The sequence below is a fragment of the Myceligenerans cantabricum genome (assembly GCF_054777735.1).
On sequence record NZ_BAAHAJ010000013.1, the window covers coordinates 233,482 to 254,088 of the forward strand.

The 20,607-nt window shown below is 72.5% G+C and carries 19 protein-coding genes and 1 riboswitch; of the genes, 11 read left to right on the forward strand and 8 right to left on the reverse strand.

Features of this window, described 5'->3' with window-relative positions:
• Nucleotides 1–4: 4 nt before the first annotated feature.
• The 3 genes from purS to ACYU96_RS18200 are packed head-to-tail and all read left to right on the forward strand — an operon-like array spanning nucleotide 5 to nucleotide 1,517.
• On the forward strand, nucleotides 5–298 hold the full coding sequence (gene purS, locus ACYU96_RS18190) for a phosphoribosylformylglycinamidine synthase subunit PurS (protein ID WP_460756730.1): 294 nt from the start codon (nucleotides 5–7) through the stop codon (nucleotides 296–298).
• Complete coding sequence (gene purQ / locus ACYU96_RS18195; protein WP_460756733.1) at nucleotides 295–1,008, forward strand: phosphoribosylformylglycinamidine synthase subunit PurQ; 714 nt, start codon at nucleotides 295–297, stop codon at nucleotides 1,006–1,008. Before purS ends, purQ begins: the two co-directional genes overlap by 4 nt.
• Nucleotides 1,005–1,517 (forward strand): GNAT family N-acetyltransferase, encoded by a 513-nt coding sequence (locus tag ACYU96_RS18200; RefSeq protein WP_460756735.1) that lies wholly within the window; start codon nucleotides 1,005–1,007, stop codon nucleotides 1,515–1,517. Before purQ ends, ACYU96_RS18200 begins: the two co-directional genes overlap by 4 nt.
• 29 nt (nucleotides 1,518–1,546) lie before the next feature.
• Here ACYU96_RS18200 and ACYU96_RS18205 read toward each other — a convergent pair whose 3' ends face one another.
• The 3 genes from ACYU96_RS18205 to ACYU96_RS18215 all read right to left on the reverse strand — a co-directional run bounded on the left by ACYU96_RS18205 (nucleotide 1,547) and on the right by ACYU96_RS18215 (nucleotide 4,128).
• A complete protein-coding gene (locus ACYU96_RS18205; RefSeq protein WP_460757065.1) occupies nucleotides 1,547–2,311 on the reverse strand; it encodes an MBL fold metallo-hydrolase in 765 nt (254 codons plus the stop codon).
• 81 nt (nucleotides 2,312–2,392) lie between these two features.
• Complete coding sequence (locus ACYU96_RS18210) at nucleotides 2,393–3,655, reverse strand: O-succinylhomoserine sulfhydrylase (protein WP_460756737.1); 1,263 nt, start codon at nucleotides 3,653–3,655, stop codon at nucleotides 2,393–2,395.
• Nucleotides 3,652–4,128: a rhodanese-like domain-containing protein gene (locus ACYU96_RS18215; RefSeq protein ID WP_460756740.1), complete on the reverse strand. Its 477-nt coding sequence runs from the start codon at nucleotides 4,126–4,128 to the stop codon at nucleotides 3,652–3,654. Before ACYU96_RS18215 ends, ACYU96_RS18210 begins: the two co-directional genes overlap by 4 nt.
• Before the next feature lie 217 nt (nucleotides 4,129–4,345).
• A riboswitch (SAM riboswitch) is annotated at nucleotides 4,346–4,461 on the forward strand.
• Nucleotides 4,462–4,492: 31 nt separating this feature from the next.
• Here ACYU96_RS18215 and ACYU96_RS18220 point away from each other — a divergent pair.
• From ACYU96_RS18220 to ACYU96_RS18230, 3 genes are all read left to right on the forward strand, one after another.
• Nucleotides 4,493–5,956: an aminotransferase class V-fold PLP-dependent enzyme gene (locus tag ACYU96_RS18220; RefSeq protein ID WP_460756743.1), complete on the forward strand. Its 1,464-nt coding sequence runs from the start codon at nucleotides 4,493–4,495 to the stop codon at nucleotides 5,954–5,956.
• A 252-nt stretch (nucleotides 5,957–6,208) separates the two neighbouring features.
• A complete protein-coding gene (locus ACYU96_RS18225; protein ID WP_460756746.1) occupies nucleotides 6,209–6,949 on the forward strand; it encodes a membrane protein in 741 nt (246 codons plus the stop codon).
• Nucleotides 6,950–7,146: 197 nt separating this feature from the next.
• Nucleotides 7,147–8,130, forward strand: coding sequence for a helix-turn-helix domain-containing protein (locus tag ACYU96_RS18230; RefSeq protein WP_460756748.1), 984 nt, complete (start codon nucleotides 7,147–7,149; stop codon nucleotides 8,128–8,130).
• A 76-nt stretch (nucleotides 8,131–8,206) separates the two neighbouring features.
• On the opposite strand, the gene ACYU96_RS18235 is transcribed toward ACYU96_RS18230, so the two are convergent.
• Together ACYU96_RS18235 and ACYU96_RS18240 are read right to left on the reverse strand one after the other, a co-directional pair.
• A complete protein-coding gene (locus ACYU96_RS18235) occupies nucleotides 8,207–10,378 on the reverse strand; it encodes an acyl-CoA dehydrogenase family protein (protein WP_460756751.1) in 2,172 nt (723 codons plus the stop codon).
• Between the two features lie 60 nt (nucleotides 10,379–10,438).
• Nucleotides 10,439–11,146: a TetR family transcriptional regulator gene (locus ACYU96_RS18240; protein WP_460756753.1), complete on the reverse strand. Its 708-nt coding sequence runs from the start codon at nucleotides 11,144–11,146 to the stop codon at nucleotides 10,439–10,441.
• Nucleotides 11,147–11,285: 139 nt separating this feature from the next.
• Here ACYU96_RS18240 and ACYU96_RS18245 point away from each other — a divergent pair, with 139 nt between their 5' ends.
• The 3 genes from ACYU96_RS18245 to ACYU96_RS18255 are packed head-to-tail and all read left to right on the forward strand — an operon-like array spanning nucleotide 11,286 to nucleotide 14,985.
• Nucleotides 11,286–12,623, forward strand: coding sequence for an acetyl-CoA C-acetyltransferase (locus ACYU96_RS18245; protein WP_460756756.1), 1,338 nt, complete (start codon nucleotides 11,286–11,288; stop codon nucleotides 12,621–12,623).
• Between the two features lie 38 nt (nucleotides 12,624–12,661).
• A complete protein-coding gene (locus tag ACYU96_RS18250; RefSeq protein ID WP_460756759.1) occupies nucleotides 12,662–14,005 on the forward strand; it encodes a 3-oxoacyl-ACP reductase in 1,344 nt (447 codons plus the stop codon).
• Nucleotides 14,006–14,010: 5 nt separating this feature from the next.
• Complete coding sequence (locus tag ACYU96_RS18255; protein ID WP_460756761.1) at nucleotides 14,011–14,985, forward strand: MaoC/PaaZ C-terminal domain-containing protein; 975 nt, start codon at nucleotides 14,011–14,013, stop codon at nucleotides 14,983–14,985.
• Nucleotides 14,986–15,047: 62 nt separating this feature from the next.
• Here ACYU96_RS18255 and ACYU96_RS18260 read toward each other — a convergent pair whose 3' ends face one another.
• Nucleotides 15,048–15,365: a hypothetical protein gene (locus ACYU96_RS18260; RefSeq protein ID WP_460756764.1), complete on the reverse strand. Its 318-nt coding sequence runs from the start codon at nucleotides 15,363–15,365 to the stop codon at nucleotides 15,048–15,050.
• 320 nt (nucleotides 15,366–15,685) lie between these two features.
• Nucleotides 15,686–16,429: a DUF2599 domain-containing protein gene (locus ACYU96_RS18265; RefSeq protein ID WP_460756766.1), complete on the reverse strand. Its 744-nt coding sequence runs from the start codon at nucleotides 16,427–16,429 to the stop codon at nucleotides 15,686–15,688.
• Between the two features lie 96 nt (nucleotides 16,430–16,525).
• On the opposite strand from ACYU96_RS18265, the gene ACYU96_RS18270 reads away from it, so the two are divergent.
• The gene (locus tag ACYU96_RS18270; RefSeq protein WP_460756769.1) at nucleotides 16,526–17,173 is read left to right on the forward strand and encodes a hypothetical protein; all 648 of its coding nucleotides are present in this window, start codon (nucleotides 16,526–16,528) and stop codon (nucleotides 17,171–17,173) included.
• On the opposite strand, the gene ACYU96_RS18275 is transcribed toward ACYU96_RS18270, so the two are convergent.
• Nucleotides 17,122–17,889, reverse strand: a complete 768-nt coding sequence (locus tag ACYU96_RS18275) for a hypothetical protein (RefSeq protein WP_460756772.1) — start codon at nucleotides 17,887–17,889, stop codon at nucleotides 17,122–17,124. The two genes, ACYU96_RS18270 and ACYU96_RS18275, sit on opposite strands and share 52 nt — an antisense overlap.
• A 379-nt stretch (nucleotides 17,890–18,268) precedes the next feature.
• Here ACYU96_RS18275 and purL point away from each other — a divergent pair, with 379 nt between their 5' ends.
• Nucleotides 18,269–20,590 carry a phosphoribosylformylglycinamidine synthase subunit PurL gene (purL, locus tag ACYU96_RS18280; protein WP_460756775.1) on the forward strand — a complete coding sequence of 774 codons (2,322 nt, stop codon included), beginning with the start codon at nucleotides 18,269–18,271 and terminating at the stop codon, nucleotides 20,588–20,590.
• Nucleotides 20,591–20,607: the final 17 nt, after the last annotated feature.

Genomic DNA, 20,607 nt, shown 5'->3' on the forward strand with positions numbered 1-20,607 from the left:
CCGTGTGGGACGCGTCGTCGTCGAGGTCATGCCCAAGCCCGAGATCCTGGACCCCCAGGGCAAGGCCGTGGTCGGAGCGCTGCCGCGCCTCGGTTACACGCAGTTCAGCGGGGTCCGCCAGGGCAAGCGTTTCGAGCTGGAGGTCGACGGTGAGGTCACGCCCGAGATCCTCGCGCAGGCGCGCAAGGCGGCCGAGGAAGTGCTGTCCAACCCGGTCATCGAGGACGTCGTGGCCGTGACCGATGCCTCGGAGTCACCGGCCGCGCCGGTCACCGAGGGCGCCGGAGCTCCGGCGTGAGCACGCTGAACAGCGCACGCATCGGCGTCATCACCTTCCCGGGCACGCTCGACGACCGCGATGCCGCGCGCGCGATCCGCCTCGCCGGCGGCGAGCCCGTCGCGCTCTGGCACGCGGACGCGGACCTGCGGGGCGTGGACGCCGTCGTGCTCCCCGGTGGCTTCTCCTACGGCGACTACCTGCGGGCCGGCGCGATCAGCCGGTTCGCCCCGGCCATGTCGTCCGTGGTCGACGCCGCGCACGGCGGTATGCCGGTGCTGGGCATCTGCAACGGTTTCCAGGTCCTCACCGAGGCGCACCTGCTGCCCGGCTCGATGATCAAGAACGACCACCTGCACTTCGTCTGCCGCGAGCAGACCCTCGTGGTCACCAACGCCAACACGGCGTGGACCAACGAGTTCGCCACGGGCCAGCAGATCACGATCCCGCTGAAGAACCAGGACGGCCAGTTCGTCGCCGACGACACCACCCTCGACCGCCTCGAAGGAGAGGGTCGCGTAGTGTTCCGCTACGACGGCTGGAACCCGAACGGCTCGCGCCGCGACATCGCCGGGATCACCAACGAGGAGGGCAACGTGGTGGGGCTGATGCCGCACCCGGAGCACGCCGTCGAGCCCGGCTTCGGCCCGGCCGGCGAGAGCGGTCCGCGCGGGGGGACCGACGGCCTGCAGTTCTTCCGTTCGGTTCTGACGTCGCTGGTCGGGGCGTGACGACCGGGACACGCGACGCCGCTGTCGCGCAGGTCGCGGTCGAGCGGGTGCCGTTCGAGCACGAGGACGCGGTCGCGCTGCGCCTCGCGGCGGTCGCCGAGCTCGGCGAGCGCTACGGTGGTGACGAGGACGCCAAGGAGTACATCGACCCCGCCACGATCGCCGTGACGGTGGTGCTGCGGGTCGACGGTGCCGTCGCCGCGGGCGGCAGCGTCCGCGACGCGTCCGGGGCCGACGACTACGTCGGCGGCGTGCACCCGCCCGCGACCGGAGAGGTCAAGCGCGTCTTCGTCGCGCCCGGCTTCCGGCGCCAGGGCCTGTCCGTGCGCATCATGGACGAGCTCGAACGGGGTGCCCGCGACGCGGGTCTGGCGCGGCTCGTCCTGGAGACGGGCACGGCACAGCCCGAGGCGATCGCGCTCTACCAGAAGCTCGGCTACGGGCGGATCCCGGACTACGGGAGGTTCGCGGCCGACGAGAAGCAGCGCTGCTACGGCAAGGACCTCTGAGCCCACCGCATCAGGGCCCGCTCGCGCCGCTAGTCCCCGCGCAGATAGTGCAGCTGTGCCGTGACGCTCTGCCGGGCCGCGCCGAGCACGCTCGGGTCGACGTCGGCGTAGACGATCCCCACGACGGCGTCCGCCAGCTCGGACAGCTCCGCGCCGTGGCCGTCGCCGGGCACCCCGAGCTGGGCCAGCGCGCCTCGCACCTGTTCCAGGCGCTCGATCCGGTGCGCGCGATACATCCGCACCGCCGCCGCGAGGTCCGGGATCGGCTCGCCGTGCGCGGGCAGCCCGAGCGTCTCCGCCCCCACGGAGTCGAGCGTGTCGAGGCTCTCGAGATAGTCCCGCAGCGAGCCGTCCGGCCCGGCGATGACCGAGGTCCCCTGGCCGAGCACGGTGTCCCCGGTGAGCACGACGGTCTCCGCACCCGGTCCGCCGACCACGAACGACACCGAGTCCCCCGTGTGCCCGGGCGTCGCCAGCACCTCGATCCGCAGCCCTGCCGCCCGCAGGAGCTCGCCCCCGTGCAGCGGCTCCCCGCCGAGACAGAACTCGGGGTCCCGGGCCCGCACCGGTGCCCCCGTCCGCTCTCGCAGGGCGGCCGACCCGGCGGTGTGGTCCGGGTGCCGGTGCGTGACCAGCACGAGCTCGACCGGCCCGGCCGCGGCCAGCGCGTCGAGGTGGCCGTCCAGGTCCGGGCCCGGATCGACCACCACGCAGCGCTCCGCCCCGGGCGCCCGCAGCACGTAGGACCGGGTCCCGTCGAGCGTCATCGGTCCCGGGTTGTCGGCGCGCAGCATCGACACGAACGGCGTCACGGTCCTCACACCCCCACGCTACGCGCCCCGGCTCCGTACGCCGCCTCCGCCTCGCGGCCGGCGTCAGCCTGCGGCGAGGGCCTGGGCGACGTCGTCGACGAGGTCCCGGGTGTCCTCCAGGCCCACCGAGAGGCGGACGGTCGTCCCGGAGATGCCCACCGCCGCGCGGCCTTCCGCGCCCAGCTTGCGGTGGGTCGTCGTCGCGGGGTGCGTGACCATGGACTTCGCGTCGCCGAGGTTGTTCGAGATGTCGATGATGCGTAGTGCGTCGAGGAAGGTGAACGTGCGCTTCTTCGCACCGTCGGCGTCGGTCCCCGGGGGGACCGCCAGGTCGAACGTCACCACGGTCCCGCCGGCCGACATCTGCGACCTCGCCAGCTCGGTCTGCGGGTGCGAGTCGAGGAACGGGTACCGCACCCCGGTGACGTCGTCGAACCCCTCGAGCGCCTGTGCGACCTCCAGCGCCGCCGCGGTCTGCGCCGCGACGCGCACCGGCAGCGTCTCCAGCCCCTTGAGGAGCGTCCACGCGTTGAACGGCGACAGCGACGGCCCGGTGTTGCGGATCAGCGTCTGCACCGGGCCGGTGATGAACTCCTCGGTCCCGAGGATCGCGCCGCCGAGCACCCGCCCCTGCCCGTCGATGTGCTTGGTCGCGGAGTAGACCACGACGTCGGCCCCGAGCTCCAGCGGCCGCTGCAGCAGCGGCGTCGCGAACACGTTGTCGAGCACCACGGTCGCGCCGGCGCGGCGGGCGAGGCCGACCACGGCGCGCACGTCGACGATGTCCTGCATGGGGTTCGACGGCGTCTCGAAGAACACGACGTCCGCCGGCGTCGACAGCGCCTCCTCCCACTGGGACAGCTCGTGGCCGTCCACGTAGTCGGTGCGCACGCCCCACTTGGCGAGGATCTCGTCGAAGATCACCACGCTCGACCCGAACAGCGCCCGTGCGGTGACGATCCGCGACCCCGACTCCACCAGCGCCGCCAGCGCGGTGAACACCGCAGACATCCCGGTCGCCGTCGCGTAGCAGGCCTCCGCGCCCTCCAGGACGCGCAGGCGCTCCTCGAAGGTGTGCACCGTGGGGTTGCCGTAGCGGGAGTAGACGAACCGGTCGAGGTCGCCGGCGAACGCGGCCTCGGCGTCCGCGGCGCTGTCGTACACGTAGCCCTGCGTGAGGAAGACCGCCTCGCTGGTCTCCTGGAAGTCGGTGCGCGCGTGCCCGCCGCGCACGGCGAGCGTGCTGGGCCGCGCGGTGGCGGGCAGCGGCCTGCGCCCGGAGCCGCCGGGGACCGCGCCGGGCGGGAAGGCGCCGGTCCTCGTCACGCGTCGGCGTCCTTCCATGGCAGGTCACGGACCTTCCAGCCGTTGTGGTCGCGGACGCCGTCAGGTCCCGCCGGGCCCTCGAAGCCCTCGAGCACGTTGTACGACGGCGCGATGCCCGCGCTGGTGGCGAGCCGCGCGGCGCCGATCGACCGCTGTCCGGACCGGCAGAGGAACACGACGGGGGCACCGCCGCCGACGCCGGCCTTCAGCTCCTCCAGGAACCCGGGGTTGGGGCGGCCGTCGGCGTGCACCCACTCGGCGAACACGACCTGCTTGCCGAGCGAGCCCGCGTCGGGGACGCCGATGGTCCGCCACTCGCCCTCGGTGCGCACGTCCACCAGGACGGCGTCCGGCTCGCTGTCCAGGAGCTCCCAGGCCTGCTGCGGGTCGATGTCTCCGGCGTAGCCGGCGGCGGGGCGTGCGTCCGGCTGCGGACCGGAGCTCGCGGCGGCGCCAGGTTCGGGGTTGCTCATGGCAGTCCTCCCATCGGTCGTGGCGTGAGCACCCTGGTCCGGGACTCGCGCTGACGCGCGAGGGCCCGCGGGTTGCTGCGGGGTCGACGTGCCACGTCACTCGCCCGCTCGGGATGGTCGACGTGATCGTACGTCACTCGAACCGGCCGATCACACAGTGAGACCAAAATATGGACACCCGTTGACGCGTCCCCGTGCGGACCGCAGGATGTCGCCAGGTCATGAGCGCCAGCGACAAGCCCCGGCTCGCTGGCCGGCAACCCTCCTACCGCGGTGGGGTGCCCCGGGTGACGACCTGGTCGCGTTCGACACCGTTCGCGGCAAGCGCGGGGAACGACTCCCCCAGGAAACGCTGGAGGACGCCATGACGGCCACGACCGACACCACGACCACGCCCGCTCGCGCGTCCGGGCAGGCCCACGGGGAAGCCGGTGTCGGCGGCGTCGCCCCGCTCCTGCCCGTCGTCGGGCACGACACGCTGGCCCCGCTCGTCGACGGGCGGCGGGTCCCGTACGCGAACCTCGACGTCGCGGCCTCCGCGCCCGCCCTCGACTCCGTCGCGCGGCGCGTCGCGCAGACCCTGCCGCTGTACGCCAGCGTGCACCGGGGAGCGGGCTACCTGTCCCAGGTATCGACCGCCCTGTACGAGGCGTCCCGCCGGTCGATCGGTGACTTCGTCGGAGCGCGCGAGGACGACCTGACGCTCGTCACGCGCAACACCACCGACTCGCTCAACCTCCTGGCCGGCTGTGTCCCCGCCGACCCGGCCACCGGAGCCCCGGGCAGCGTGCTCGTGCTCGACGTCGAGCACCACGCGAACCTCCTGCCCTGGCAGCGGGGCGCCGACGCCACCGTGCTCACGGGCGCCACGACGGTCGCCGCCACGCTCGCGCGGCTGCGTGAGGAGCTGGCCGACGGCGCCGCGGCCGGAGAGCCGTACGCCCTGCTCGCCGTCACCGGTGCGTCCAACGTGACCGGGGAGTCCCTCCCGCTCGCCGAGCTCGTCTCCGCCGCCCACGAGCAGGGTGCGCGCATCGTGCTCGACGGCGCCCAGCTCGTCCCGCACCGCCGCATCTCCCTCGCCGACACCGGCGTCGACTACCTCGCCTTCTCCGGTCACAAGACGTACGCGCCCTACGGTTCCGGCGTCCTCGTCGGCCGCCGCGACTGGCTCGACTCCGGCTCGCCGTACCTCGCGGGCGGCGGCGCCGTCCGGCGCGTGCGCACCGCGGGGACCGACTGGCACGAGGGCCCCGCCCGGCACGAGGCCGGCTCCCCGAACGTGATCGGTGCCGTCGCGCTGGCCGCGGCCTGCGAGGCGCTCGCCACGCTCGACCCGGCCGAGGTCCGGGCGCACGAGGGTGCGTTGCGCCGCCGGCTCGTGGCGGGCCTGGAGGCGATCGACAAGGTGTCCGTGGTCCGGGTGTGGGACGACGCCGAGGACCCGGTCGGCGTGGTGACCTTCACCGTCACCGGCTACGACCCGGGCCTGGTCGCCGCGTACCTGTCCGCCGAGCACGGCATCGGCGTGCGCGACGGCCGGTTCTGCGCGCACCCGCTGCTCGGGCGGCTCGGGTTCGACGCCGGCGCCGTGCGCGCCTCCATCGGGGTCGGCACCGCCGGCGAGGAGGTGGAGCGGCTGGTCGCCGCCGTGGGGGCACTCGTCGCCGACGGCCCGCAGGCGCGGTACGACGTCGTCGACGGGCTCTGGGTCGTGGTCGACGACCCGCGGCCGGTGCCGGAGGGCTCCGGGCTGGCCGGGCTCCTCGCCACGGCCGCCGCGGGCTATCTGGCGGACGCCGTCGGATGCCTGCCGGACGACGCCTGACCTGCGGATCTACACTCTGCGAAATGTCTTGTAGTTCCAGAAGAAACCAGAAGAACGGAAATGCGCCCGCTGCCGGGTGAAATCTCCTCAGAATCTTTCTGACCTGCAGTGATGCGTACTTGATTGCCCTTCACCGTCTTTTCTGCGCGCGCGTGATGCCCACCAGCGGGCTACGTTCGTCGCGTGCCGGAAGTGTCCGGGGATGACATACCCCGGCACGACGAGACATCTCACAGGGGGAGAGGGGAAATCATGGACTGGACATCAGGTCTGACCAGTGCGTGGAGCTCGGTCGCAAGCTTCGTCCCGAAGCTTCTCGTGTTCCTTGTCATATTCTTCGTCGGCTGGCTCATCGCCAAGGCGATCGCCAGGTTCGTCGGCATGATCCTGAACCGCGTCGGCTTCACGAAGCTGCTCGACCGGGCCGGTGCCGGGCGGTTGCTCGCCGGGTCCGGGGTCGAGCCCATCACGCTGCTGACGAAGATCATCTACTACTTCATCCTGCTCATCGTCCTGCAGCTCGCGCTCAGCGCGTTCGGGCCGACCAACCCGGTGAGCCAGATCGTCAACGAGATCGTCGGCTGGCTGCCGCAGCTCGTGGTCGCGATCGTCATCGTCGTGGTCGCCGGAGCGATCGCGAACGCGGTGAAGGACCTGCTCACGTCGACCATGGGCGGCGTCTCGTACGGCCCGCTGGTCGCGAAGGCCGCCTCGGTCGGGATCCTGTTCCTGGGGATCGTCGCCGCCCTGAACCAGGTCGGCATCGCGGTGTCCGTGACGACGGCGGTGCTGACGGCGGTCCTGGTGACCATCGCGGGGATCCTGATCGTCGGCGTCGGCGGCGGTCTCATCGGCCCGATGCGGGCCAGGTGGGAGGAGTGGCTCGCCGCGCTCTCCGAGTCGACCGGCCAGATCGGTGCGCACGGCGGCCAGGGCGAGGTGCAGCCGCCGCCCGCGGGCGGCACGACCGCCCCGCCGCCCGCCAACGGCTGACGCACTCGTCGGTCCTGGCGCACGACGGGCCCCGTACTCCGCGGACGGAGTACGGGGCCCGTGGCCTGTGCCGGCACCGCACCACGGGCACGGCGCGGCGGAACCCACGCGCGCGCGGATCGAATATCGTGGCGGTAACCCGCCGGGGCGTATCCTCGCCGCATCCTCGGTGCATCCACTTCTGCTGGAGGGTGAGAATGTTCGGCAACGTGCTCGGTCTGTCGAAGACGCAGGCGCTCGCATACCGCGAGCTCGTCGGCGCGCCCTCGCTCGACGCGAGCGAGCTGGCCCGCCGGGTGGGCACCGACCCCGGCACGGCCTACGCGGTGCTGCAGGTCCTCGAGGAGCACGGTCTCGCGGCGCGGCAGGGGACGGACAACTCGCGGTTCCAGGCGGCGCCGCCGGAGATCGCCCTGGGCGCGATCCTCTCGCGCCGCACGGAGGAGCTGCGGTCCGCGCAGCTCGAGATGCTGGACCTCGAGGAGGAGTACCGCCGCGCGGCGGACATGCGGCCCGCCAGCGACATCGTCGACCTGGTGCGCGGCTCCGACGCCGTGCTGCAGCGCATCCTGCAGCTCCAGGCCGGCGCCCACGAGACCGTCGAGACCTTCCTGCGCCCACCCGTCCTGGTGATGGGCACGGACGAGAACACGGCCGAGGACGACGCCGTCGAGCGGGGTGTGCGCTACCGGGCCGTCGCGGACCGCTCGATGCTCGACGAGGGCCTGTTGACGGTCGAGGCGATGGCCGACGCCGTCCGGGCGGGCGAAGAGGTCCGCATCGCCGACGACGTGCCCATCAAGGCGTTCGTCATCGACCGGCGGCTCGCCATCGTCCCCGTGCAGGGCCAGCTCCGGTCGAACGACGAGGTCGACGCCGTCTCCGCGCTGATCATCCACGAGAGCGGGCTGCTGGACGGGATCATCGCGCTCTTCGAGGCGTTCTGGCGGGACGCGGTGCCGCTGCGGGTGCAGTCCGACGGCATCGGCGGCGAGCTGGACGACCTGGACCTGAAGATCCTCGGGCTGATGCTCTCCGGACTGACCGACCAGGCCGTGGCCAAGCACCTGGAGCTGGGGCTCCGCACGGTCCAGCGGCGGGTCAAGTCCATGATGGACACGGCCGGCGTGGCGACACGCATCCAGCTCGGCTGGCACGCCGCCCGCAAGGGCTGGCTCTGACGTCCCGCACGTCCCGCGGCAGCACGAGGCGCGCCGAGCGAGGTGTGCTCGGCGCGCCTCTCTGCCCGGACGAGGATCAGGCGCCCCGCGCGGCCGTCTTCCGGAGGGACTTCTCGGACCGCGGCGCCTTGCCCGACGCCACGAGCTCGCGGTAGTACGTCATCGCCTCGTCCTGCCGGACGCGCTCCGAGCCGTCGGCGATCGGCGCACGGAGGTGCTTCTGGCCGTAGCCGAACGCGTCCACGAGGTCCACCGCGTGCGGCCGAAGCCTCTTGAGCAGGTGGTGGATCGTCGTCGGCACGGCCTTCGCGCGCGACGCCGACAGGCGCCCGTTGGCGAGGTACCAGTCGAGGTTGCGCTCGATGACGGTCAGGCCGTAGACGTCCCGGACCGTCGTCATGATCGCGCGGGTCGCCGGATCCTCGATCTTGCCGAGCGCCGTGGTGAACGCGTCCCAGCGGAACAGCTCGGCCCAGGCGATCGAGGAGCCGATGAGCTCGACCTGGTTGTCGTCGAAGACCTCCTGCGCCTTGACCAGGTCCTTCATGCCCAGGGCGGGACGCATCCCCATCGCGACCGAGTGCACGATGCCGTCCACGCGGCTCTGCAGCAGGGCGCGCTGGGTGCCGGCGTCGAGCAGGTTGCTCGCGGCGCGTCCGCCGCCCGCGTCCGCCACGCTCTGGCCGAGCTTTCGCAGCGGCGCCTTGTGCAGCAGCGTGTCCTTCACCTGGCCGGCCACGATGCCGGCGACGCCGGCCGGGGACTTGGCGGCCCGGGCGAGCCGCTTGCCGTGATCACCCACGAGCCGCTTCGCCGCGAGCTGCAGGAGGATGTGGTTGTCGCCCTCGAACGTCGTGTACACGTCGAGGTCCGAGCGCATCGACGTGAAGCGGTTCTCCGACAGGAAGCCGGCGCCGCCGCACGCCTGCCGGCACGTCTGCAGCGTCTCCATGCCGAACCAGGTGGACGTCGCCTTGAGCGCGGCCGCCGTCGTCTCCAGGTCCTCGCGCTTCTCGGGGGTGTCCTCCTTGCCTGAGAACACGGCGTGGAAGAGGTCGAGCAGCTCGTCGTGCGCGAACGAGATCGCGTAGGTCTCCGCGATGCGGGGCAGGAGGCGCTTGCGGTGCATCGCGTAGTCGAGCAGCGTGATCTCGTCCTGGCCTTCGCCCGGTACGAACTGCCGGCGCTCGTCGGCGTACTTCGTGGCGATGGCGAGGCCGACCTTCGACGCCACCGAGGCCGAGCCGTCCAGGGTCACGCGCCCCTGCACCAGCGCGCCGAGCATCGTGAAGAAGCGGCGTCCCGGGCTGTCGATCGGCGACGTGTAGGTGCCGTCCGCGGCCACCTGGCCGTAACGGGCGAGCAGGTCCCGGCGCGGGATCCGGACGTCCGTGAAGTGCAGCCTGCCGTTGTCGATGCCGTTGAGGCCACCCTTGTGCCCGTCGTCCTCGCCGCCGACGCCGGGCAGGAACTCCATCGTCCGCGGGTCCCGGATCGGCACGTAGAAGCAGTGCACGCCGTGGTTCACGCCGTGGGTGATCAGCTGGGCGAACACCGTCGCGGCCACGCCGTGCTCCGCCGCGTTGCCGAGGTACTGCTTCCACGCCCCGCGGAACGGGGTGTCGATGACGAACTCCTCGGTCTCCGGGTCGTAGGTCGCCGTGGTGCCCACCGACGCGACGTCCGAGCCGTGGCCCGTCTCCGTCATCGCGAAGGCGCCCGGCACCGACAGGTCCATGGCCCCCGGCAGCAGGCGATCCTGCTGCTCCTCGTCGCCGAGGTGCAGGATCGCGGCCGCGAACAGGCCCCACTGCACCCCGGACTTGATCTGCAGGGACGGGTCCGCGGCGAAGAGCTCCTCGCAGCCCACGAGGTTGCCGCCGGCGTCGTCGTTGCCGCCGAGGCGTTCGGGGAACGCGCGCCACACCTGGGCCTGCTCGTCCCGCGCCATGAACTTCATGATCTCTAGGGTGCGCGCGCGGTGCTCCTCCTTGGGGATCCCGTCGATCTTCCAGATCTCGTCGTGCTCGGCGACCAGGTGGCGGGCGTGGGAGCGCACCTCCTTCCAACGGCCGAGCAGGAGGTTCTCCAGCTCTGCGACGTCGAGGCGCGGGCCGTCCGACAGCGCGGGCCGGGCGGGCCCGGACTGTGCGGAGGCCCTGTCTGCGGGCGTGGCGGGTACTGTCCCGGGCGGCGTGGCGGCGGGGGTGGCCGACATCGTCTTCATGGGTTCGGAGGTGGTCGTCATCGGTGCTCCTCGGGGGTCGGCGGCTGGATGCCGCGAGGTTGAGGCAGGAGTGCGGGGTGGTCAGGCGCCGGTGGTGGACCCCTCGGGGTGCAGGACCCCGACGGGGCCGGTCCAGAGCCAGAGGCTCACTCGCTCGGTGAGCTGCTCCCGGGTGACGGACTGTCCGGCGACGCGGTGGCCGAGCCACCACTCGCCGGAGCCGCGGACGAAGCCGACGGCCCCGGCCGCCCAGGCGGCCGCGTCCTCTGGAGTGACGTCGGCGGCCTGCGCGAACGGCTCCGCGACGAGCTCGATCACAGAGTCCAGGTAGGCGCCCAGGGGGGCGTCGGAGGACCCGACGGGCGAGGCGGCGCCCTGGGCGCCGCGCCCGCCGGAGGCGTCGGCAGGCGAGATCGGGTCGTTGCCGCCGATGGACGTCCTGGTCACGAACCAGTAGACGTTCGGCGAGGACTCGATCATCTCGAGGTAGACGCGGACCATGGCCCGCAGTGCTCGCTCGGGGCTGGCCGCGCTGTGCGCGGCCTCCTGGAGCGTGTCGTGCATCTGGGCGACGACGGCCTCGGCGACGGCGAGGCGCAGTCCCGCCTTGTCGTCGAAGTACCGGTACACGATCGACTTCGACGTCCCTGCGGCTGCGGCGATCTCGTCCATCGATACCGTGGGACCGAGGCGGTGTACGGCCTTCCGGGCCGCGCGCACGAGCTCTGCCCGGCGCGCGGTGCGGTGGTCTGCCCAGCGAGTCGATCGTCCGTCCACGGTGACGCTCATCGAGTTTCTCCTTCTCGGGCTTTCGCTCTTGTGCTCCGCCTCACGAGACTGACAGTATCAGGTACTGTGAGTCTCGGACACCTTTCGGGCTCCTGTCCGCCCAGTGCTTCCCAACGACGACGTGAAGGACCTGACGAAAATGGCCTCTTCCATCCCCACCACCCGAGAGGCCGTCATCATCGGCGGCAACCGCATCCCGTTCTCGCGCGCGGGCAAGAAGTACGTCCGTACCAGCAACCAGGACATGTTCACCGCGGCGCTCGAAGGCCTGGTGGCCCGCTTCGGCCTGCAGGGCGAGCGCCTCGGTGAGGTGGCCGGCGGCGCGGTCCTGAAGAACAGCCGCGACTTCAACCTGATCCGCGAGAGCGTGCTGGGCTCCTCGCTCGCACCGTCCACGCCGGCCTACGACCTGCAGCAGGCGTGCGGCACCGGCCTGGAGGCCGCCATCGCGGTGACGAACAAGATCCGGCTGGGCCAGATCGATTCCGCCGTCGCGGGCGGGACGGACACGATCTCCGACGCGCCGATCGCCGTCGGCGACGACCTGCGCCGGGCTCTGCTCCAGGCGAACCACGCACGCGGCACGGGCGACCGGATCAAGGCTCTGCTGCCCGTGCTCGGGCACCCGCGGTGGCTCTCTCCCGAGGCCCCCGACACGGGTGAGCCGCGCACCGGCCTCTCCATGGGCGAGCACCAGGCCATCACCACCGCGAAGTGGGGCATCACCCGCGAGGAGCAGGACGAGATCGCGCTGAGGTCCCACCAGAACCTGCACCGCGCGTGGGAAGAAGGCTTCTTCGACGACCTCGTCACCCCGTTCAAGGGCCTGACCCGTGACGACAACATGCGGCCCGACACCTCGGCCGAGAAGCTGGCGCGGCTCAAGCCGGTCTACGGCAAGCAGCTCACGGGCGAGGACGGCTCGCCGTCGACCCCCACGATGACCGCCGGCAACTCCACGCCGCTGACCGACGGCGCGTCCGCGGTCCTCTTCGGCTCGCGGGAGTGGGCCGAGGAGCGCGACCTGCCGGTGCTCGCGAAGCTCGTCGACGCCGAGACCGCCGCGGTCGACTTCGTGCACGGCCACGAGGGGCTGCTCATGGCCCCGGCCGCCGCCGTCCCCCGCCTGCTGGGCCGCAACGGCCTGAGCCTCGAGGACATCGACTTCTTCGAGATCCACGAGGCGTTCGCCTCCACCGTCCTGACCACGCTCGCCGCGTGGGAGGACGAGGCCTACTGCCGCGAGGAGCTCGGGCTGCCCGGCGCCTTCGGCAAGGTCGACCGCAGCCGGCTGAACGTGAACGGCTCCTCGCTCGCCGCGGGCCACCCGTTCGCCGCGACCGGTGGCCGCATCGTCGCCACGGCCGCCAAGCTCGTGCACGCGAAGGCGGCCGAGACCGGAAACCCGGTGCGCGCGCTCATCTCGGTCTGCGCGGCCGGCGGCCTGGGCGTCACCGCTCTCGTCGAGTCCGCCTGATCACCACCATCGAAGCCACCACGAGCCAAGAGGACACCGTGACCGACAGCTACACCCGTTTCGCCAACGGCGGCTTCAAGCCGCTCGTCAAGAAGCTCGGGCTGCCCCAGCCCGCGATCCTGCGCCGGTACAAGCCCGGCAGCCCGCTCACCGTCGGCCCGGTGCTCGTGGTGTCCGACGACGGTTCGGTGTCCGACGCCGACGCCGTCGCCAAGGTTCTCACCGGCTGGGACGTCGACGTACGCCGCTCGGCGGACCTGTCCGAGGGGGAGAAGCTCGGCGCCGTCGTCCTCGTGCTCACCGGGGCCGGGCACCCGCAGGACGTCTCCGAGGCGGTCCTGACCGCCGGCGGGACGCTGCGCAGGCTTGCCGGGAACGGGCGCTTCCTCACCGTCTCGCGCGCTTCGGAGACCGGTGACGCCCCAGCGGTGGCCGCGGCCCGCGCCGGCGTCGAGGGCTTCGTGCGCTCGGTCGGCAAGGAGCTCCGCGGGGGCTCCACCGCGAACGGCGTCCAGCTGGCCGGGGGCGCCGCGGTGGACTCGGTCTCCGCGGTCGCGGCCCTGCACTTCTTCCTGTCGGCGAAGTCGGCGTACGTCGACGGCCAGGTTCTCCCGGTCGGTCCGTCCGACGCCGCGGGTGACGTCGACCGGGACCAGCCGCTCGCCGGCAAGGTCGCGGTCGTCACCGGCGCCGCGCGGGGCATCGGTGCCGCCATCGCCCGGACGATGGCGCGCGACGGGGCGAAGCTCGTCGTCGTCGACGTGCCGGCGGCGGGGGAGGCCCTGACCGCCGTCGCCAACTCGGTGAACGGCGTCGCGCTCCAGCTCGACGTCACCGCCGCCGACGCCGCCGACAAGATCCTCGCGGCGGCGAAGCCGCTCGGCGGTCTCGGCATCCTGGTCCACAACGCGGGCATCACCCGGGACAAGCTGCTCGCCAACATGACGGCGGACCGCTGGGACCCGGTCATCGCCGTGAACCTCGCCTCGCAGCTGCGCATCAACGCGCGCCTCCTCGAGCTGGGCGTGGAAAGGCTGCGGATCGTGTCGCTGGCCTCGACCTCCGGCATCGCGGGCAACAAGGGGCAGACGAACTACGGCTACTCGAAGGCCGGCGTGATCGGCCACACCGCGGCCACGGCACCGCTCGTCGCCGCCGTGGGCGGCACCGCGAACGCCGTCGCGCCCGGCTTCATCGAGACCGAGATGACGGCGCGGATCCCGTTCGCGACCCGCTCGGTGGCCCGCATGCTGCCGTCGCTGGCGCAGGGCGGCCAGCCGGTCGACATCGCCGAGGCGATCTGCTTCCTCGCGTCGGACCCGGCGGCGGGGATCAACGGTCAGACGCTCCGTGTCTGCGGTCAGCACCTGGTGGGCAGGTGACCGCCGTGGCGAGCGCCGACGAGGTGACGAACGCGCCCGAGGTGGGGCCCCCGCCGTCGTACGCCGTCACGGACCTGCGGGACGTGCCCGCGCTGGGCGGGCTGTACGCGCGCGGCGCGGCGGGCTCGGCGACGAAGCGTCCCGGGCGGGACGTCGTGCTGCCGCGGGTGGTGTACCGGGCCGCGGGCGTCGACAGCGCGGCCGCGGCCGCTGACCTCGCCGCCTACCAGGCCGTGGTGGGGGAGCCGGCGTCGGACGTGCTGCCCGCGGGCTTCCTGCACGTGCTCGCGTTCCCGATGGCGACGGCGGTCATGGTGCGCAAGGACTTCCCGCTGGGGCTGCTCGGCATGGTGCACCTGCGCAACTTCGTCCGCGTGCTGCGGCCGGTGCGGCTGGGTGACCGCCTCGAGCTCCGGGCGTGGGCCGAGAACGCCCGGGCGCACCGGCGCGGTGTCCAGGTCGACATGGTCGCCGAGGTGCTGGCCGACGGCGAGGCCGCGTACCGTGCGGTCTCGACGTACCTCGCGAAGGGCTTCACGGTGCCCGGGGACGTGGCCGCACGCGGTGCCGGCGACCACGGAGACCGTGCGGCCTGGGCGCCTCCGCTGCCGACGGCGCGCTGGCGGCTCGGGAAGGAGATCGGCCCCGGGTACGGGGCGGTCTCGGGGGACCGCAACCCGATCCACCTGTCCGCGCTCGGGGCGAAGGCGTTCGGGTTCCCGCGCGCGATCGCGCACGGGATGTACACGGCGGCGCGCGCGCTGGCCGAGGTGGGCCCGGCCCGGCGCGGCGGGGCGTACGAGTGGACCGTGGAGTTCTTCAAGCCGGTCCTGCTGCCCGGCGCGGTCGACGTGGCGATCCGCTATGCCTCGGATGCCGGTGCGGACGTTGCGGCGGGGCCCGCCGGAGGCTTCGTCTACGACGGCTGGCGCCCGGGCCGGCCGACCCGCCACTTCACGGGCACGATCAGGCCTCTCTGACGCGCTCCGACCCGCGGGTCGACCGCCCTCGGGGCGGTCGACCCGCGGATCGGGTCCGGTGGTCAGGCGGCGTGCGGGATCCGGTCCGGCTCCAGCGGGACGATCGCCGGTACCGGGGTGATGGTCTCCGCTGCTGCCGGCTCCGGGATCTCGGGCTCGTCGTCGAGCTCGATGATCGGACGGACGACGGGGCCGGCGAGGGTCACGGGGGCGAGCGCGGGTTCGGGTTCCGGAGCGGCGAGCGCGACGACGGTCGCCCCGCCGATCCCGAGGATGAGGGCACCGATCGAGAACATCCACTGGCCGTAGGCGAGTGTGAAGCCGAGGAGCGCGCCGCAGACGATGGCGACGAGCGCGCCCAGGATGAGTACACGGGTCATGGGGGAGCCTCCCTGCCGAGGTTCTTCCCGTGCGGGTGCTGGTGGCCCTGCACGGGGGCTCCCACGTGGTCTGGGGACGCGGGGGATGGTGTTTGCGCGAACCGGGGTCCCGCAAGGTTCAGCTGGGGGTTGCTGATGGTGGTCTTCGGGTGTTGACGCCCTCTGCCGACGCCGACACCACTTGTTCCAGGAAACCCCAGGACGACACGGCTTGCACGCCGAACCGAGCCGTCCCGCGTCACGATCCCATCACGGCCGCGTGTCACCGCGTCCGAGGCCCCTCGCGGCCCGAGCGCACGCCCCGGAAGGCGTTCCGCAGGTCAGGAGTCCGTCGGGTTGCAACGTGCGGCGATGGTGCCGATCGCCCCGACGTCGGGCCGCCACGGTTCCAGGTTCCACGAGGCCTTGTCGGGCGCGCCGAGGTGGTGGCAGGCGAGCTGGTCGCGCATCGTGTCGCTGTCCGTCTCGGGCTCTGCGGTGGCGAGCTGGGCGGCGAGCAGGTCGAGCGTCGACTCCCCGCCCCCACGTACCCAGGGCTCGGGGACGACGGCGAGCGACAGCCCGCCCTCACCCTCCCGCCGGGCCCAGGTCGCCGAGCCGAGCGCCCTCTCGCCGAGCACGAGGCTCCTGGCGTCCGGGCCCGCGCCGCCTCCGCCGTCCCGGCCGTCCTGCGCGGGTGTGAGCGCGGCGACAGGGGCGTCGTCGCGCAGCACCGTGACGCTCCCGTCGCCGTGCTCGACGAGGTCGGCGCCGGCCGTCGCGGTGGAGTAAGCGGGCGAGCCGGACACCGTGATGCGGCGGGTGCCGTCGTCCCCGGGGCCGCCGACCCGGATCTCGGCGGCCGTGATCTCCACCTCGACGCCCGCGGCGGTGACGGTGCGCTGCTCCTCGGGCGCGCGCGGCGACGCCGGGGCGTCCGGTGCCGGTGTCGGTGTCCCGGTGGACGATGCGGACGGCGCCGACGCGGACGGCCCGGGCTCGCTGCCGAGGTCCGCGCGCGCTGCGACGAGCGCGGCCAGGAGGAGGGCCGCGGCCGCGGCGGTGATGACGTGTGAGGCGCGCACCCCGCCATTCTCCCGGAGCGTCCCGGTGGCGGACGACGGCGGTCGACGCTACGGTTAGAACACATGTTCGAATCTGGGGTCTCGAGAGGATGAGCCATGGGCAGCACAACCACCAGCAGGTCGGTCGTCGTGACGCGCGGAGCGGTCACGACGGAGCCGGAGGGGGGCGGTTTCGGTTCGCTCGCCGAGGCGATCGACGCGGTCGCTGCCGTGGACGCGCTCCTCGCGTCGCTGGCCGCGTCACGCGCGGTACTGATGAGCGAGCTGGGAGCGTGGGCGAGCACGCACGTCGAGGAGATCGCCCCCGAGGCGCTCGGCGAGGCCGAGGGCGACGCGGCCGGGCAGAGGGTCAGGGAGTCCGCCGCCGGGATCGTCGCGGACCGGCTCGCGGAGGTGCTGCGGGTCTCACCGGACTCGGCGGCAGGGCTCGTCGAGGAGTCACGGGCGCTGGTGCACCAGCACCCGCGGACGCTGGCGGCGCTGCGCAGCGGCAAGATCACCTACGGCCACGCACAGACGATCCTGGGGTACACCTGCGGCCTGCACCGGGGCGGCCGTGCCGCGCTGGAGACGCGGCTGCTGCGGCATGCCCGGAAGGTCACGGTGGCCGAGCTGAGTCTGATCGCCGGCGCGGAGCGGGAGCGCCGCCTGCGCACGCCGAGGAGGCGCCGCGCCGGGGCGGGTGCCGAGCGTCAGCGGCCCCAGATGTCGTCCCAGGCCGGAGCTTCGCCGGCCTGTACGTAGGGGCGCGGGTCCTCACGCGGGGCGGGCGCCGCCGCGGCGTGCTGGCCGGTCATCGGCTCGGCCTCGTAGGTCCCGGCGGCCTGCTGGGTGTCGTACGTGCTGAACGACGGGTCGTAGTGCGGAAACGTCCCGGTCTCGGTCGGGACGTGGCCGTAGGGTCCGGTGACGGCGAACGATCCCGTCGGCGGGTGCGGCTCGGCGTAGGCCGGGTGTGCTGTGTCGACGCGCACGGGGGCCGCCTGGCTGACCCACAGGGCGGCTGCCGGCGCCTGGGGCTGCGCCGCGGAGTCCGCCGGTGCCTGCCGGAGCTGCTCGTGCATCGTCCCGGCCCAGTTGAGCGCGAGGCTGAAACGCATCGTCGTGAGGGTGTCGGCGGTCATGTCACCGCCGATCGCGGGGTGGGGGTTGAAGGTGAAGATGTCCTTCGCGCCCAGCCGGAGCCCACGCTGCTCGGCGTCGCGGACGAGGTCGTCCATGAGGTAGGTGGCCCGTCCGTCCGGCGCCTCGAGCTCGGCGTACATGTCCACCGCGGTGGACCAGCGGAGCTCCAGCGTCCCCTCCATCGTGTCCAGGAACCACCAGCCCTCGAGCGACTCGAGAAAGACGTCCCCGAAGCAGGTGGTGAAGCGAGGGGTCTTGCCACTGATGCCGAGCCATCGCCAGGAGGTCAGCCCGAATCGGAAGGCGTCCTTGGCAAAGGTGCGAAGCATCTGCATGTGCGAATCAAACCACCATATGGTATGAGCGCGAAACCCCCTGGCCAGGACGGGTTCTTCTTGACCTTGGCAAGATGCGCAAACCTGTTATGTCCGACTTGTTCAGCCGCCATCCAGGTTCACGGCGGCCGGTGTGGCGCGTTCGACAACGTGACCTTGACCGATGGCATGCGTCACACGATCGGCGGCCCGGATGGCGCTCTCCGTGGGGCTCCGCCCGCCCCGTTCGGGATGCGTCGGCGTGACCTGCGGTGGCGTGTCTCACCGAAGCTTCCGGAGTGCGCGAGGCACGCGACCGATAGACTGTGCGCGCGCGTATTTCGCGCAATGTTCCTGCGCAGCCGTTGCTCTGCGCTCCCCCACCGCACGCGAGGGATACATGACCGCGCCCGCGTCTCAGGCCGCACGCCCCGTGCTCGACACCGTCGAGCACGCGAAGGCCACGCCCGACGAGGTCCAGCCGTTCGGCGAGCTGGGTCTGAAGCAGGACGAGTACCAGCGCATCCGCGACATCCTCGGGCGCCGCCCGACGGCCGCCGAGCTCGCGATGTACTCGGTGATGTGGAGCGAGCACTGCTCCTACAAGTCGTCGAAGGTGCACCTGCGCAAGTTCGGTGAACGCGTCACCGAGGAGATGAAGCAGAACCTCCTCGTCGGTATCGGCGAGAACGCCGGCGTCGTGGACATCGGCGACGGGTGGGCGGTGACCTTCAAGGTCGAGTCCCACAACCACCCGTCGTTCGTCGAGCCGTACCAGGGCGCCGCGACCGGCGTCGGCGGCATCGTCCGCGACATCATCTCGATGGGTGCCCGGCCGGTCGCCGTGATGGACCAGCTGCGGTTCGGCGACGTCGAGCACCCCGACACGGCGCGCGTGGTGCACGGCGTGGTCAGCGGCGTCGGCGGCTACGGCAACTCGCTCGGCCTGCCCAACGTGGGCGGCGAGCTCGTCTTCGACGGCTCGTACCAGGGCAACCCGCTCGTGAACGCGCTCTGCCTCGGCGTGCTGCGGCACGAGGACATCCACCTCGCCAACGCCACCGGCCTCGGCAACAAGGTGGTGCTCTTCGGCGCCCGGACGGGCGGCGACGGGATCGGCGGGGCGTCCATCCTGGCGAGCGAGACCTTCGAGGACGGCGTTCCGGCAAAGCGCCCGTCCGTGCAGGTGGGCGACCCTTTCATGGAGAAGGTGCTCATCGAGTGCTGCCTTGAGCTGTTCGGCGCGAAGGTCGTGGAGGGCATCCAGGACCTCGGTGCCGCCGGCATCTCCTGCGCCACCAGCGAGCTCGCCTCGAACGGCGACGGCGGCATGCACGTCGAGCTCGACGACGTCCTCCTGCGCGACCCGACCCTGAACGCCGGCGAGATCCTCATGTCGGAGTCGCAGGAGCGCATGATGGCCGTGGTCCGCCCGGACAAGCTCGACGCGTTCCTCGCCATCACGCGCAGGTGGGACGTCGAGACCGCCGTCATCGGTGAGGTCAACGACAGCGGCCGTCTCACCATCGACCACCACGGCCAGCGGATCGTCGACGTCGACCCGAAGACCGTCGCCCACGAAGGTCCCGTCTACGAGCGGCCGTACGCCCGCCCCGAGTGGCAGGACGGCCTCAACGCCCGCGGGAACGTCGCCGAGGGCCTCGGCAGGCCGTCGTCGGGCGAGGAGCTGCGGGAGACCGCGCTGCGCCTGCTCGGCGCCCCGAACCTGGCCTCCAAGACCTGGGTGACGGACCAGTACGACCGGTTCGTCCAGGGCAACACGGCGCTCGCGCAGCCCGACGACGGCGGCGTGGTCCGCGTCGACGAGACCACCGGTCTCGGCGTCGCGCTCGCCACCGACGCGAACGGCCGCTACGGCAAGCTCGACCCGCGCACGGGAGCCGCGCTGGCGCTCGCGGAGGCGTACCGGAACGTCGCCACGGTCGGTGCCGAGCCGCTCGCCGTCACCGACTGCCTGAACTTCGGGTCGCCGGAGCACCCGGACTCGATGTGGCAGCTCGTCGAGGCGATCGAGGGCCTCGCGGACGCGTGCCAGACGCTCGGCGTCCCCGTGACGGGCGGCAACGTCTCCCTGTACAACGGCACCGGCGAGCCGGGGCGGATCGACTCCGCGATCCACCCCACCCCTGTGGTGGGCGTGCTCGGCGTCCTCGACGACGTGCGCACCGCGCTGCCGTCGGGCTGGCGCACGGAAGGGCTGTCGGTGATGCTGCTCGGCACCACGCGGGACGAGCTCGACGGCTCGGCGTGGGCCGACGTCGTGCACGGGCACCTCGGCGGGATGCCGCCCCAGGTGGATCTGGAGGCGGAGCGGTCGCTCGCGGCGCTGCTCGTCGCGGCCCGCAAGGACGAGCTCGAGGTCGCGGCGCACGACCTGTCCGAGGGTGGGCTGGCTCAGGCAGTGCTGGAGGCGTCGCTGCGGTTCGGCGTCGGCGCCCGGGTCGCGCTCGAGGGCGTGACCGGGCGCGACAAGGTGGACCCGTTCGTGGCGCTGTTCAGCGAGTCGACGGCGCGCGTGCTGGTCGCCGTCACGCAGGACCACGAGGGTGACCTCATCCACCTCGCGGACGAGTACGGCATCCCGGCGCTCCGCCTGGGCGTCACTGGCGGCGACACGGTGGAGATCGAGGGGCAGTTCGAGATCTCGCTGGCGGAGGCTCGCGAGGCTCACGAGGCGACGCTCCCGGGCATCTTCGGCTGAACCGCTCGGCACGGCGG

Excerpts from the sequence above, each read along its gene's own strand:
- ACYU96_RS18235 (WP_460756751.1), bottom strand. The coding sequence starts at position 10,378 with ATGACGACCACCTCCGAACCCATGAAGACGATGTCGGCCACCCCCGCC.
- ACYU96_RS18260 (WP_460756764.1), bottom strand. The coding sequence starts at position 15,365 with ATGACCCGTGTACTCATCCTGGGCGCGCTCGTCGCCATCGTCTGCGGC.
- ACYU96_RS18220 (WP_460756743.1), top strand. The coding sequence starts at position 4,493 with ATGACGGCCACGACCGACACCACGACCACGCCCGCTCGCGCGTCCGGG.
- ACYU96_RS18245 (WP_460756756.1), top strand. The coding sequence starts at position 11,286 with ATGGCCTCTTCCATCCCCACCACCCGAGAGGCCGTCATCATCGGCGGC.
- ACYU96_RS18215 (WP_460756740.1), bottom strand. The coding sequence starts at position 4,128 with ATGAGCAACCCCGAACCTGGCGCCGCCGCGAGCTCCGGTCCGCAGCCG.
- ACYU96_RS18205 (WP_460757065.1), bottom strand. The coding sequence starts at position 2,311 with ATGCTGCGCGCCGACAACCCGGGACCGATGACGCTCGACGGGACCCGG.
- ACYU96_RS18275 (WP_460756772.1), bottom strand. The coding sequence starts at position 17,889 with ATGCAGATGCTTCGCACCTTTGCCAAGGACGCCTTCCGATTCGGGCTG.
- purL (WP_460756775.1), top strand. The coding sequence starts at position 18,269 with ATGACCGCGCCCGCGTCTCAGGCCGCACGCCCCGTGCTCGACACCGTC.
- ACYU96_RS18225 (WP_460756746.1), top strand. The coding sequence starts at position 6,209 with ATGGACTGGACATCAGGTCTGACCAGTGCGTGGAGCTCGGTCGCAAGC.
- ACYU96_RS18230 (WP_460756748.1), top strand. The coding sequence starts at position 7,147 with ATGTTCGGCAACGTGCTCGGTCTGTCGAAGACGCAGGCGCTCGCATAC.
- ACYU96_RS18240 (WP_460756753.1), bottom strand. The coding sequence starts at position 11,146 with ATGAGCGTCACCGTGGACGGACGATCGACTCGCTGGGCAGACCACCGC.
- ACYU96_RS18270 (WP_460756769.1), top strand. The coding sequence starts at position 16,526 with ATGGGCAGCACAACCACCAGCAGGTCGGTCGTCGTGACGCGCGGAGCG.